Raw genomic sequence first — 13,260 nt, forward strand, 5'->3', positions numbered from 1 at the left:
ACATGTTGCGCTCCGCGTCGAGGTGCCGCGCCTTGCGGTTCGTGAATCCTGGCACCCTGCCCGCTTGGCTGGCACGCGCGGCGAACCGGTCGCCGCCGAACCGTGTCGCGAGTCGCTTGGCGAGGGCATCGGCCAGCACGGGCTCCACCGGCTCCTCCGCGACCGTCACCCAGGCCTGCAGCGAGCCCGGCGAGGACTCGACCACCGCGGCGGGCGTGCACCAGCGCACCAGAGCGTCGAACGAGGCCAGGGGGACGTCGTCGACGAGGATGTGCCGGGTGTCCCAGGGCCGGCCGACGACGTGGAAGTGCTTCGCGTTGAGCTGGGCGAGCCAGGGCAGCGCAGGCTCGAGTTCCTCGTAAGCGAGGAAGCGCTTGTGCGTGACGGTTCCCGCTTCCGGTGCCGCCGGGACGGCGGTGATGAGGTAGCGGGCCGCTGGAAGCGCGGCGGCCCAGCGGAGAACGGCCTCGCGCGTGCGCTCGGCACCGGAGCGCGGGCGGTAGGGAATGTTTGTCATGGAAGGTGTCCGCAGGGAGGAGAGAGCGCCGGTCCGGAAGCGGACCGGCGCGGAGCGGCTCAGGCCGCGAGCGAAGCGCGACGAGCGGCCTGGAGCGCCGCGACCCAGCCTCCGGGCCCGGGCGGCATCGCCGTCACGATCGGCCGGCTTCCGTGGGGGAGGAGCTCCAGCACCTCCTCCACAGCGACGCGGGAGCGGCAGGAACCATCCGGCGCGAGGGCAAATCCGAGGACGACTTCTTCGACCTCATGCAGATGCCAGGCGAGCACCTCGGACGCGGCGGGGGTCCAGCCGCCACCGGGCGCGGCGTAGGTCGTGCGCCTGGTCAGGTCGGGATGCTCGAGGGCCGCGGCACAGATCACCTGCGCCGGGCCGTCAGCGAGGAAGAGCCGAGTGTGCATCGGACCAGGGGTCCGAAAGAGGCCGCGTTTTCCGCCCCGTGCGAATGCGTATGTGATCTTTGGACCGCCATGGATGATTTCCTGGCCGGTGAGCGCGTCGCCAGCGTTGCGGTGCTCCGCCCAGATCGTGTGGCCGTTGGTCCTCAGTGCCCCCCCGAACGGTGCCAGGTCCTCGGCGTAGAGCGGGATGTGAGCGAAGCCCGCGAGAAGGCGGCGGCGGGACGGAATGTCTGTGATGGTGGGCATGTGGGCCTCATGGTGGGTGGTGGGCGGCCCGCCCCTCTTTTCTCCTTTCTCCAGCCTGTCGGGCGGAGCGGAGGGGGCGGCCACTGGCTGGCCGCCCCTCCGCACCGACGACAGGCGATCCTTGCTTCCCCCTCGGGGTTCTGCTTCCCCGGCAGGGTTCCTTCCTCAGCCCTCCTGCCTGCGGCGCGCAGAGGCAGGCCGGCTAGGTGCTTCTCGCCGCGGTGCTGGTGACGCGGCCTTCACGGCGCCTGTCGCAGCCGACGCTCCACGCCGATGCGGCCCGTTCCGGCGATGAAGCCGACACCTGCGGCGTGAAGGGCGTCCACCAGCGCCGCGACCGTGCCCGCGCGTCCGGGAACCGGGTCGAGGTCCGGTGCGGACTCCAGCACCTTCACCGTGCGGAGCGACACGCCCGAGGCCTCGGCGAGGTCTGCCTGGCTCCAGCCCAGGAGGCCGCGGGCGGCACGGAGCTGCGCGGGGGTCGGGCGAATTTCTCTCGACAAGGGTGTTGACCTGCGATCCGGAAAATGCACCTTTAGTGCTGTTTCTCGGCGCGCGGTAGAGCAGTGTCTCCCGTCCGTCCCCTTTCCCTGCCCACATCCTCTCTGGAGTAACGCCCATGCACAGCATGGCGAACATCCTTGCGTGCGGCACTGCCGGCGTAGGCACGACACTGTCCTCCCCGGATCAGGGCCATCGTCTCGAGCTGCTCAACGGCGCCTTCCGCGCAGCCCTGGACCGTGCCATTGCCCGCGTCGCCTCTCGCCCCGGCGACGCTTGGCTCCTCGTAGGGCAGAACGCGCCCCCCGGCGTCGACCCGGATGGAGAGGCATTTCCACGCGGAAAGGGCTCCAGCAACCGGCTGCAGGTGCTGAGCGGCATCGCCGATCTCGACGCGATGGCTCGGATCAACGCGCTCCGTGCCGATCACAGCACCTACGGCTCACGGGCGCTCGCGATACAGGCGACCGGTGCGCGGATCCGTTTCAGCGTCGGTCAGATGCGTGCGGCCCTTGGCAGCAGGTTCACCGGCATCGTCGCCGCGGGCTGGGTCGCGCGTGACGGGGTGTGGCGCCACCTGCCCCTCGCGTGCCGGCCGGGCTGGAACGAACAGATGCGGAGCGAGTGCGGATTGCAGGTACTGACTATCCCCCACCCGAGCGGCCGGAACCTCCTGACCAATCCGGAGGAGATCCGGGAGGGCACGATCGCAGCCCTGCGAGAGGCCGGCATTGTCGCTGAACATGCTTGGCAGGCTTGAGAATGCCGGGCTGTGGACGTTGGACGACGGAACTTGAGCGGTGGTCACAAGCATCCCGTTATTGGCAGCGATGATAAAATTCACGACTGTCCAGCTTCGCGCAGGAGCGCGGGCGATACCTTGGAATTGCCCCCATCAAACCGGACATAGGACCCTATGGTCTGGCGCGGGTCAGCCGGATCTGGCGGGCAGCCCGGGCCACAGTCTACCGCCATCGCCTGCCACCCCGGACGGAGCCGCCCAGGCGGCCTGGGCCGGTCGGGCCGATGCCGGATCCCGAGTTGGTCGAGGCGATCCGGGCTGTCCTCGCGGCCAGCCCCTTCCATGGCGAGGGCCACCGCAAGGTCTGGGCGAGGCTGCGCATGAAGGGGGTCCGGACCTCCAGGCGCCGTGTGCTGCGGCTCATGCGCGAGCACGACCTGCTCGCCTCGTCCCGGGTCGGCAGCCCCCGAGGCCCGCGCAACCACGACGGCACCATCATCACCGACACCCTGGACACCATGTGGGCGACCGACATGACCACCACCTGGACGGCCGAGGGTCAGGCGGCGGTGTTCGTTGCCGTCGACCACCACAGCGCCGGGTGCGTGGGCCTCCATGCCGCCCGGCGCGGCACCCGCTTCGAGGCCCTCGAGCCTCTCAGGCAGGGCGTGCGCCAGCACTTCGGTGGCTTCGCCAAGGGCATCGCGGCGGGCCTCGCTCTGCGCCATGACCATGGCTCGCAGTACATGTCCGACGCTTTCCAGGGCGAGCTGACGTTCCTGGGCATCGAGAGCTCGCCCGCCTTCGTGCGGGCACCTGAGGGGAATGGCTGCGCCGAACGCTTCATTCGAACCCTCAAGGAGAACCTCCTCTGGGTCCGCACATTCGACACCGTCGAGCAACTCCGCCAAGCGCTGCTCGAGTTTCGCCAGACATACAACTCAACCTGGCTGATCGAGCGCCACGGCTTCAGAACACCGGACGCCATCCGCCAGGATCACCTTTCAACCGCGGCACTCGCCGCGTAGGCTCCACTCAGGTGTCTCAGAAACTGCGGGCGGTACACTTGCGCGGGCCCGAATCCTCAACGCCCTTGACGAACATTTGGCGGTCCAGCCCGGCTGACCGTTTTTCGCAAAAGGTTGCGTCCCGATCTAAGCAACGAGCTACCGCAGGCTAATAATAATAGCAACCTTGACGAACATTTGGCGGTCCAGCCCGGCTGACCGTTTTTCGCAAAAGGTTGCGTCCCGATCTGAGGAACGAGCTACCGCAGGCTAATAATAATAGCAACCTTGACAATGGATTGACGCAAAACGAGCGCGCCTCATGCAGGTGTAGATGAGCGATGCCGGTGTCACCGAGCCGCGCAATTCCGTGGCGGCGTCGGACTGGAGCCCGCTATGGACCTCTTTTATGTTGTCGGCCATCCACATCCGCTAGCCGGTCCCACACAAGATAAAGGTGCCATAGCCGAGTGCATCGATGGAGTGTGGCATCTTTGTGTCATGGTACCTCGTCCGGGGCCATCTTTGATCGATGCTATGAGCAGCGGGCAACTCGTGCTCGGGTTGCTGCCAATCACCTCCCTTGGTTGGGTCTGGCTCCTCCAAATCTCGCCGCGCTACACTGTGGAGGCAATCTACGCGCCGGCCTTTCGAAATCCAGCGTATCGCACGATGCCCCAAGCAACTTCGGAGGGAACAGGCCGCATCGTGATCGTGCTGATCGACGAGGATGCGATCGTGCGCTCCATTCGCGACACCTCGCTTCCAGCTTCGTTTCATGAGAGAATCTACACCCTCTACGCTGATGGCCTGCGCAGCGCCTCGAAATTCTCAGGTCGCGGCTGGGGCGAGGTGGTGGCCTGCTACGAGGAGGGATATGCGACCCCGATGGATGCACTGCGGTACGCCACTGCAATCCATACCGTCCCAGCGATGCAAAGGGGCTGACCAACAAACAGAAATAGGTTTGCCGTCCCCCTTTGAGTAAGCGCGGCGTAGGGGCCCTTCTTGCGCACTGTCGTTGACCTCGCGAGGTGGGCCGTCGCGGAGGTGGTGCGATGGCGCGATCGGTGGCGAGTACGAATGCCAGCACTGGTGCTAGCACTGGTGCTAGCACTGGGCGATGGAGTGGTTGGAGCTCGTCACCCGCGGGGCGCGGCGGGATTACACGGCCGAGGAGAAAGCGGCGTTCCTGGCAGAGGCTGCTGAGCCGGGGGCACGGGTGCTGGGGGTGGCGCGAGGCCGAGAGCAGGCCGGTGAAGCGCAAGGCGGCCCCGCGTCCGCCGCGGCTGGTGCCGCTGGTGGTCGGCCCAGGCGTCCCGGCCGAGGTACCGGAGGTCGTCGCGCCGCCTGTCCGGGAGATGGTCGGGGCGGCGATCGAGGTCGTGTTGCGGAACGGCTGCGGGTTGGCGGCGAGGCGGAGGTGGCGGTGTTGGCCCGGCTGGCCGCGGCGCTGGAGGCAAGGTCGCGCTGCCATCCGGGGCGCGCATCCTTCTCGCCACTTAGCCTATGGACTTCCGCAAGGGGGCGCATGGCTTGGCGGCCGAGGTGCTGGGGCAGGACCCGTTCTCGGGGGTGGTCCTGGTGTTCCGGTCGCGCCGCGCGGACCGGATCAAGATGTTGGTCTGGGACACATCGGGTCTCGTCCTCGTCTGGAAGCAGCTCGGCCTCGTCGAGGGCTGGCCCAACAGCCGCATCGACGATCTCATGCCCTGGCACTGGGTCGACGTGAAAGCAACCTGAGCGTCAGCCGCGCCCAGCAAGGGTCTGTAGGCCTCGCTTAACCCCTTTACGCGATCCGCGTGTGTCCTTTATAACAGTCTCACAAGAGGCCATGTACACATGCGGACCATCGCACTCGTGAACCAGAAAGGTGGCGTTGGTAAAACGACCCTCGCCTGCCACTTAGCCGTCGCATTCACCATTGTGGGTAAGAACGTTGTTCTTCTTGACCTCGACCCGCAGGCCAGCGCTGCGGAGTGGGGCGATGCCCGGCAGGCTGAGTTCCCACATGTCCAAAGCATTCAGCCTTCCCGCCTAGCCAAGACGGCTCAGCAGATGAAGGAGATCGGCGCAGACATTTGCATCCTCGACACCGCGCCGCACTCGGAAGGCACGATCATGGACGCCGTTCGCCTGGCTGATCTGGTCCTGATCCCCTGTCAGCCGTCGATCATGGACCTTAGGGCCATGAGCAAGACGATCAACCTAGTGAAGCTCACCTCGGTCCCCGCCTTCGCCGTGCTTAACAGCGTTCAGCACCATTCGACACTTGCCGCAGTGGAGGCCGAGAAGACGATCCGCGATCTTCTTGGGCTCCCAGTCGCACCGGTGAAAATTGGGGAGCGCGTCGCCTACAGCAGATGCTTCATCACCGGGCAGGTGGCGCAAGAGATTGAGCCGGACGGCAAGGCTGCGGCTGAGGTCAAGAAGCTCCACAAGTGGACCGCCCAGCAGCTCGAGAAGGTTCCTGCATGAGCAAACCGAACTTTGCCGCCGGCCTGAAGGCACTCCGGCCAGAGGCGGCGCCTTCCCCTGCCCCGGTGACCACTCCGCCACTGCAGACCGCCCAAGCGCCATCTCGCGCCGGTAAGGTCGCCATCAGCGCTTACTTTGAGCCAGAGGTTCGGAAACAGCTCGCGATCATGGCGGCCCGGCAAGACAAGTCCCAGGCGGCCCTCATCGCCGAGGCCCTCAACATGCTCTTCGAGCACTACGGCGAGAGCCCTATCGCACGAGCCTAACTATGAGGATTTCGGGGGATGGTCGTGTTGGGCTAGTGTCTGCCTTACTGACTGCCCAAAAGTGAGATCTTCGGGGCGCGACGGCGGATGCGGTCCTGTGAGGGCATCGGAGAAAGAACGTGTTCAGCCCGCCCTGCGATCCTCGCCCTCCGACCAATCTTGGAGGCCTGCCGCTCCCGAAACGCTGCCTGCAGCTCCTCGTCAGACTTCTTGAACCAGCCGACGCTCACCTTCACAACCTTCTTGCCCTGCTTTACGGGAAGAACAGCCAGGTCGAACGGGGCAAGCGCGTTGACCTCCGCCACAGCGGGCTTGAGAACGTGAAGATTCAGCTCGCCGAATGTCTTATACCGCCCCGGGGGCACACCTAGCATAGATCTAAATTCTTCAAGAGTGTATTCGAGCTGTGTTTTAAAGGACAGGTTAGCGACTTGTGCCACATTCTCATAGAGAGATACTGAATACTTTGACGAGAATGACATGATGATGGGGAGAGCGATCTTTCCCCAGATCGTGCTCTTTTGTAAAATTTCGATCAGCATCGCATCGAAGCTGTAGGTCAAAACTCCGGCCGGGCGGTCAGGGCTATCCAGGTCGTTTCCGCCCAGGAACTGAACGCGCCTAGTCTTCCCGTTCGGAAGCCGAACGACCAGCAGCGTCCGCATCAGCGCCTCGATAGCCTCCTCGACCATCTCGTAGCCCTTATGACCGGTTGGCTTCAGCTCGTCGATCTCGACCGTGTAGCGCTTTCCTTCCCCAACCCCCTGCATGTGGGCGTGGTGCCAAAGGACTGTGATGGCACGTCTAGCATTTAGGGTGAGTTCGTGGTGCCCCGTCACCTGGATCAGCTCGGCCGGCTTGATTGCCTCCTGGCCGCGCGGCGTTAGGGCCAGCGTAAGAATCGGAGCATCGGACATGGTCGGAGGATACCTACTGGTGCCAAGTATGAGAACAGCCCCCCGAATTCCTCATAGTTAGGCTCCGAAGACCTCGTCAAAGCGGCTTCCCCTGTGGGTAACCCGCCCCGTTTCCCCGAACATCTCATAGATAGGCCCCCGATTCCTCATAGCTCTGCCCGGAAAGCTCATAGGATTGCCCCTGACCGCCCGGATCCCTCATCGGAGTCCCCGAATTCCTAATACTTGCGGCCCTAGTCGCATGAAAAGGCACGCCGAAACCCGGCAGAATCAATGAATCTTTGAATCACTGAATCCAGTTGAAGCTCTTGATGACCTCCTGCACGCCAGCGCCCCTTTCTGACGTCACATTTTACAGTTGGCGGGCTCTGAACGAACTGTAGATCACTGAGAGTGAGGTGGGCGCCCGTACGGCATGTGACACCTACAGGTGACTTAGCTATGCGACGTGGACAAAGGTGCTTTCCGTTTGGTGCCCGGGGTAGTTCAAGGCTGCCTTTGGGTGGAGGAGGAGGTGCTGCGGGGGCTCTTGACGGACGAGGAATGGGCGTTCTTCGAACCTTTCGTGGTCGAGACCGGCCCGTTTCGCGGCCGCCCGCCTGGCGGCCACCGCCGGGTGCTGGACGCCGTCTTCTGGGTAGCGCGCACCGGTGTTCCCTGGCGCGACCTGCCGCCTGAGTTGAGCAACTGGAACTCGGTGCACCGGCAGTATCGGCGCTGGACCACTTCGGGCCTGTGGGACGTGCTGCTGCAGGCCGTGGCCGATGGGGCGGCGATGCGGATGCCCTGCAGATGATCGACAGCACCATCGTGCGGGCCTACCACTGCGCGGCTGGCGCAAAAGGGGGCCTCATCGCCAGGGTCTTGGACGCTCGCGCGGTGGCTTCTCGACCAAGGTCCATCTGCGCACCAACGCGCATGGCTTGCCGATCGGCCTGGCGCTGACGCCGGGCGAGGCGCACGACAGCACCGCCTATGCCGAGTTGATGGACGAACGCGATAGCGACCCCGGCATCCTGCTCGCCGATCGCGGCTACGACAGCGATGACATCCGCCAGGACGTCCGCGATCGTGGCGGCCAGCCGGAGATCCCCACCAAGCGCAACCGGCGGGCCCAGCACAGCGTCCAGCGGCCAATCTACGCGCTGCGCAACCGCATCGAGCGCTGCATCAACCGCCTGAAGAACTGCCGCCGCGTCGCCACCCGATACGACCACACCGCCAGCAGCTTCCTTGGCTTCGTCCAGCTCGCCGCCATCCGCCTATGGATCGGCTTTGTCCACGCCACCTAGCCGTGACGTTCGCCAGACGCTGAGGAAACCTAGGCGTGGGGCTTGGCCCTGAGTGAAGTAAGGCAAAGCACAATGATTGAATCTTAACTTGTTATCATGTGAACATCACAACGTGTCTGATATCGGACATGCTGATGACTGTGGAACCATGAAAGCTGTGAGGATGGGGGACATCGCCTTAACCTCCCTTCCGCTTACAACAGGCGTGCGTAGGTCCTCACCCTCATCAGGCGACATCGAGAGGCACTAAGCTCGACTTTGGCCATCAGGCGGCGTGGCAGATGGCGTAGGCCAAGGCGCGTTGTAGGGCTGGGCGGGTTTTTGCGGTGGGTGCTGCGCCGTAAGGTGAGCAAACCCTGCTCTCGCCAGATATGGCGTCGCACGGCAGCGAGGGTGTCGCTAAAGGTCGGGTGCGGCTTGCGGTACCAAGCGCTGCCAGCCGCAGCCTGTCGCTCCGCGGGCCCGAGCCGGGCGGCCAAGAGGGTGACGTGAGAGAACAGCGCGAGCAGGCATGGTGTGGTGCGGGCGATGGCGAGGTCCGACCACTGGCGCTGGGTTTCGACGCCGAGGTGGGCACGGCCAATCCGCTTCGCGCCTCGACCCTGGAACGTGACTTCCAGCTGCCGGTGCTAGACGAACCAGCCCAGGATATGTTCGGGCGCACGTTGGAGATCTGTGCACAGCAGGGCCTGCGGGCTGAACCGCATCGGACACAACGTACGGCACCTTTGAAGCGGTGATGTCGTGACATGCCCAGGCGACATGGCTCGCTGATCGCCTCAGAAGGAGAATACTAAGCTGGTCGCCCCCTCCGCGCAAACGGTTACCTCACACCTTTATGCAGGTACGGGCTGACAGAAATCAGCATACAGCCATTGTACGCGGATCGCGACTTACTCTGTCGCTGTATAGAGTTAGCCTCTTCGGAGCACCTGATATGCGACCTGTCCGAGCCTCAGGGTACAGTCTTAGATGGTACCATCATGCTACAGGCCATGATGGTGCGTCGGACGCATATAGACAGGCGATCTCGGCACGCCACAATACGGGCACTAGCTGAACCGTACATCGTCGAAAGCTTCCGACATCTTCTGACCACAAGATCCTTTCCTTATAGCACGTTGATATGTTTACTTGTTCACATAACGGCTGTTTAACATTAAGACATGATGACGTGTGGGCGTGTTATCATGTTATGCGGAGGCGCGGAGCGATTAGTCTCCTTGGAGGAGATCCATTCATCATCCAGGTATTCGAGCGTCTGCCTGTGTGACAATGAACATGTTCACATTTCAACATGTTGGTGTGTCCTCAGAGTAGCATGCTGCAGGGCCAAGTGCAGATCCCATGCTCCAAGGGCAGCGCCACTGTAGCCATGCACTTCTGGGATTTAGGCGGCGTGCAGCTCGTCAACATTTCAAATCAGTAGATGGAAATTGCGGACAGTGCCCCACCCGTGGAGGGCCCTAAGACGCAGTGCCAGTGCGGTAGCCCGATTCGATGCGGCTGGATGGCGCAGCTCGCGTTGGGAGGCTTCTGCCCTCGCCTGCGAAGGGTCTGGTGGACCTCGTCCTGCAACAGTCCGATCTAGCCGCCCAGGAACCAGCGCAGCCGGGAGATGATGTCGAGGTCTCCCTTCTGCATGCCTCGAAAGGGCCCTGGACCAGTGTGTTGAGAAGCCTCGTGACTCGCGTCCTTCGTGATGATGGAGGAATTCGCCGGTTCAACCTGGCTTCCATCCTGGGCGGGAGCGAGGATTGCAATGCGCTTTCTTGCGCCTTTGGCGGCAACCGAATCGGTGTTGTTGAGCGTCCCGTGGAGCCTGCCACCAATGCCGTGAGCCGAAGTCGGCTCTCCCCCCTTTTTGGTATCGTTGCTGCGGATCCGGGATGGACGATTTTTCGCAAACCTGCCGGGCGGTGGGCTGATTACGGCGGGAGCGGGCTACGCCCCTGGAAAAGGGGGGAGGGCGACTCGGCCTGCCCTAGATAGACGGGAAGAGCACCATAGCCGGCCTCGGGAAGCCTACAGACCCTCAAGGCCGAACTCCTCTGCCCTGCCTCCCCGACGAGGGGCCTGCGGTAGGGGCGTGAGCGTCCTTGCTCGTTTCCTGCTGTTGACGGGGCGGCGAAGGAGATCGCCACCCGCACTGAGGGAAAGCTGCATCAATCCCCTGCTATTCCGGCGTCCCTCCCGCCCATTTACCTGAAGCATTCTACCCGCCCGGCGTCGCCGCGTAGCGCTAGGAGGACGATGCGGCGCACCGTCACGTTCGGCTCTGTCTCCACGGCGAAGCGGAACATCAGCCCCTCAGCGCCGTCGCTCCCCAAAACCGGGGCAAGCTGCTCGGCCTCGCTCTCCTGCTGGCGCAGGGTGCGCTTGGATGGGTCTTCAACATCGCCCCGGTAGAACCGCGCCGGCACGCCCTCGATAAGGAAGACGAAGTGGTGGGTCTCGTCGAGCTCCCCGAGCCAGGCATAGCGGCGACCTTCAGCGGTGCGGGCAAGCTGGTGCTTGGTGAAGGCGTAGGCGCGACAGCCGATCGACGAGGCATCGTCTCCCGCCCAGGGATCAGCGAAGGCAACGGCGTCGGCGCGGCCGCGGGTTAGGAGGCGGGCAGCGCGCGGGAGATGAGGCGGTGTCAGGCATGGTCTCGTCCATCATGCTGGTATGATAACGGAAGAAGGACGTGGGACCCCAGCGGCTGCGCTAGAGAATAGGAGGCGTGGAGGTCAGCTCTCGATAGGTATCCACCCTGGCACGACTGATGACCGTTGGCCGCCATCACCTTGGCAAGGCCGACACCGTGCCCGTCGCCGCGATCGCGGCCAGTGTGCCACAACTGGCCGAATTACGGGCCCTGGTGGAACGCTTTCAGGCCATCGTTCGAAGGATGGCTCTTAAGCTGGATGACTGGATTGAACGTGCCAGAACGAGGCTCATCGCGCCCCTGCCAACGGCATCTCGAAGGATCCTGCTGCGGCGCGTCCTGCCGTCGCCGAGCCCTGGTCAAACGGCCAGACCACCCGCCTCAAGCTCGTCAAGCAACAGACATACGGCCGTGACAACCTCTACCTGCTCAAAGCGCGGCTTCTGGGCGCCGCGTCACCACCAGCCGTCATCAGCGAGTTTGCGTCAGAACTCCGGTTAGGTGCTGAAACACAGACTGAGCCAACGTGTGTTTCGACACCTGTTGGAACCTCAGCCTGTACAACCGGAACGCTGGCGCGGGCTTCTGTTGTCATGCCGGCTTGACCCTGAGTAGGCCTGCGGTTCCGGTGAGGGCAGGCGTGTCTCTGGTCTGGTGCACGAGGCGGTCACCGTCGTGGCGACTTCCTCCCTTCTAACCTTTCTCCCCATCCTCCCCGTAGGGAGGACAGGGGGCGTGTGATCAGCGCGGCGGGCTCCACGGGGGCGCCGCTCCAAGATCGCAGCGGCGGTCTCAACCGTCCGGGGCGCGTAGGCCGCAGCCGCCGCGGGCCGCATGGATGGCTCCGAAAAATCCGTGCTCGTCATGGCACACCACCAGGACGTCATCGAAGGCCGTGCCGCCCGCAACCGTGAGGCCGCCGCGCGCCATTGGCGATGCGCTGGAGTAGCCGGTCGCGCTGGTCGCGGCGCGCCTTGCAGGGCTGCGGCACTTCGCCGGGATGGACAGCAAGACGCCTGTCTTGGGTGAAGGGAACCACTCTACGACTGACCTTGGGCACTGGATGGAAGCCAGGGAAGTCCTTCTTGGCTGATCGTGTCCCAGCGCGTGGTGTAGGAGCGATGGCTCCTGGCGGGCTGGGCCGCAGTGTCAGGTGGGCACAGCGCCGAGCCTGACGGGGCCAGTGTCGCTGACGGCGGCGACGGTTTCCAGGGTCATGTAGCGGGAGCGCTGGGTGGCCCATTCGTCAGATTGCTCGAGGAGGATGGCGCCGATGAGCCTGACGGCCGCGGCCTCGTTCGGGAATATGCCGACCACATCCGTTCTGCGCTTGATCTCGCCGTTGAGGCGCTCGATCGGGTTCGTTGAGTGTAACTTGGCCCGGTGCGCGGTCGGGAACGCCATGTAGGCGAGGACATCCTCCTCGGCGCTGTCCATGAGGGCGGCAAGCTTCGGGACCTTGGGGCGGAGCTGGTCGGCCACCTTGCGCCACTGGGCGTGGGCGGCCGGGGCATCTGCCTCGGCATAGGCCGTGCCGATCCAGGCGGAGACGATGCGGCGCTGGGTCCTGCCCGCATGGGCCAGGGCGTTACGGGCGAAGTGGACGCGGCAGCGCTGCCAAGTGGCCCGGAGCACCTTCGTCACGGCGGCCTTCAGACCCTCGTGAGCATCGGAGACGACGAGCTTCACGCCCCGCAGGCCGCGGCGCGTCAGGGAGCGGAGAAAATCGAGCCAGAAAGGCTCCGCCTCGGAGGCGCCGACCGCCATGCCGAGCACCTCGCGGCGGCCCTCTGTGTTCACGCCTACAGCAATGGTGACGGCCACCGGGACGATCCGGCCCGCCTCGCGCTGTCAATGCTGAGGTGGATTTCCTCAGAAGCGCTGGCTGAAAATTCCCCAGATCGGCTGGTCCTCATGTGTTGGGACTGAGGTCGGCGTGCCTGGCCTTGGGTGGCCTGCCGCGGCGGCGGGGTGCTGTTTCGGGTTTGTGCAGCGGCGGCGTTGATGCTGGTTGGGGCAACAGGTCGGCATGGCGGCGGAGACGGTAGCTGGCGCCCTCGATGCGCACGACGACGGCGTGGTGGAGCAGGCGGTCCAGGAGGGCTGTCGCGACCACGGTGTCGCCGAACACATCGGTCTGCCTCTGTTTCGGACCGGGTCATCTCTGAGGTGACGGTTACCGACCCGCATCACCCGCTGCATGGGGAGCGGCTGCGACTGTTGTCGCTGACCTGCGCACGGGG

13 protein-coding genes and 3 pseudogenes are annotated in these 13,260 nt (G+C 64.4%); 8 read left to right on the forward strand and 8 right to left on the reverse strand.

The genetic code is table 11. The features are described 5' to 3' along the window. The 3 genes from J8J14_RS23610 to J8J14_RS23620 form a co-directional block, all read right to left on the reverse strand. On the reverse strand, positions 1–517 hold a 517-nt coding region (locus tag J8J14_RS23610), incomplete at its 3' end, for a DNA-primase RepB domain-containing protein (protein WP_245216128.1). A 59-nt stretch (positions 518–576) separates the two neighbouring features. After that, positions 577–1,164 (reverse strand): hypothetical protein, encoded by a 588-nt coding sequence (locus J8J14_RS23615; RefSeq protein ID WP_209381999.1) that lies wholly within the window; start codon positions 1,162–1,164, stop codon positions 577–579. A 239-nt stretch (positions 1,165–1,403) separates the two neighbouring features. Further along, the gene (locus J8J14_RS23620; protein ID WP_209382000.1) at positions 1,404–1,667 is read right to left on the reverse strand and encodes a helix-turn-helix transcriptional regulator; all 264 of its coding nucleotides are present in this window, start codon (positions 1,665–1,667) and stop codon (positions 1,404–1,406) included. A 125-nt stretch (positions 1,668–1,792) separates the two neighbouring features. Between J8J14_RS23620 and J8J14_RS23625 the strand changes: the two genes are divergently transcribed. The 6 genes and pseudogenes from J8J14_RS23625 to J8J14_RS23650 all read left to right on the forward strand — a co-directional run bounded on the left by J8J14_RS23625 (position 1,793) and on the right by J8J14_RS23650 (position 6,158). Beyond that, positions 1,793–2,425 carry a hypothetical protein gene (locus J8J14_RS23625; protein ID WP_209382001.1) on the forward strand — a complete coding sequence of 211 codons (633 nt, stop codon included), beginning with the start codon at positions 1,793–1,795 and terminating at the stop codon, positions 2,423–2,425. A 155-nt stretch (positions 2,426–2,580) separates the two neighbouring features. Next, positions 2,581–3,435 (forward strand): annotated as a pseudogene (locus J8J14_RS23630) (transposase); the annotation flags it as partial. A gap of 687 nt (positions 3,436–4,122) precedes the next feature. Then, a complete protein-coding gene (locus J8J14_RS23635) occupies positions 4,123–4,362 on the forward strand; it encodes a hypothetical protein (RefSeq protein ID WP_209382002.1) in 240 nt (79 codons plus the stop codon). Between the two features lie 561 nt (positions 4,363–4,923). After that, a complete protein-coding gene (tnpB, locus tag J8J14_RS23640) occupies positions 4,924–5,157 on the forward strand; it encodes an IS66 family insertion sequence element accessory protein TnpB (protein WP_209382003.1) in 234 nt (77 codons plus the stop codon). 99 nt (positions 5,158–5,256) lie between these two features. After that, entirely contained in the window at positions 5,257–5,892 is a 636-nt protein-coding gene (parA, locus tag J8J14_RS23645; RefSeq protein WP_209382004.1) for a ParA family partition ATPase, read from the forward strand. Next, positions 5,889–6,158: a ribbon-helix-helix domain-containing protein gene (locus J8J14_RS23650; protein ID WP_209382005.1), complete on the forward strand. Its 270-nt coding sequence runs from the start codon at positions 5,889–5,891 to the stop codon at positions 6,156–6,158. The genes parA and J8J14_RS23650 overlap by 4 nt, the downstream gene beginning before the upstream one ends. Positions 6,159–6,202: 44 nt before the next feature. Here the strand turns inward: J8J14_RS23650 and J8J14_RS23655 are convergent, their stop codons facing one another. Further along, positions 6,203–7,075, reverse strand: coding sequence for a replication initiation protein (locus tag J8J14_RS23655; protein WP_209382006.1), 873 nt, complete (start codon positions 7,073–7,075; stop codon positions 6,203–6,205). A 502-nt stretch (positions 7,076–7,577) separates the two neighbouring features. Between J8J14_RS23655 and J8J14_RS23660 the strand changes: the two are divergent. Continuing rightward, positions 7,578–8,367 (forward strand): annotated as a pseudogene (locus J8J14_RS23660) (IS5 family transposase). Between the two features lie 488 nt (positions 8,368–8,855). Next, the gene (locus tag J8J14_RS23665) at positions 8,856–9,107 is read left to right on the forward strand and encodes a hypothetical protein (protein WP_209382007.1); all 252 of its coding nucleotides are present in this window, start codon (positions 8,856–8,858) and stop codon (positions 9,105–9,107) included. A gap of 1,461 nt (positions 9,108–10,568) precedes the next feature. On the opposite strand, the gene J8J14_RS23670 is transcribed toward J8J14_RS23665, so the two are convergent. The 4 genes and pseudogenes from J8J14_RS23670 to J8J14_RS23685 all read right to left on the reverse strand — a co-directional run bounded on the left by J8J14_RS23670 (position 10,569) and on the right by J8J14_RS23685 (position 13,148). Continuing rightward, entirely contained in the window at positions 10,569–10,790 is a 222-nt protein-coding gene (locus J8J14_RS23670) for a hypothetical protein (protein WP_209382008.1), read from the reverse strand. A gap of 1,019 nt (positions 10,791–11,809) precedes the next feature. After that, on the reverse strand, positions 11,810–12,028 hold the full coding sequence (locus J8J14_RS23675) for a hypothetical protein (protein WP_209382009.1): 219 nt from the start codon (positions 12,026–12,028) through the stop codon (positions 11,810–11,812). 138 nt (positions 12,029–12,166) lie between these two features. After that, positions 12,167–12,865, reverse strand: a pseudogene (locus J8J14_RS23680) (IS256 family transposase); the annotation flags it as partial. A gap of 64 nt (positions 12,866–12,929) precedes the next feature. After that, positions 12,930–13,148, reverse strand: coding sequence for an ATP-binding protein (locus J8J14_RS23685; protein ID WP_342452525.1), 219 nt, complete (start codon positions 13,146–13,148; stop codon positions 12,930–12,932). Positions 13,149–13,260: the final 112 nt, after the last annotated feature.

Source organism: Pararoseomonas baculiformis, assembly GCF_017813395.1.
GTDB lineage: Bacteria > Pseudomonadota > Alphaproteobacteria > Acetobacterales > Acetobacteraceae > Roseomonas > Roseomonas baculiformis.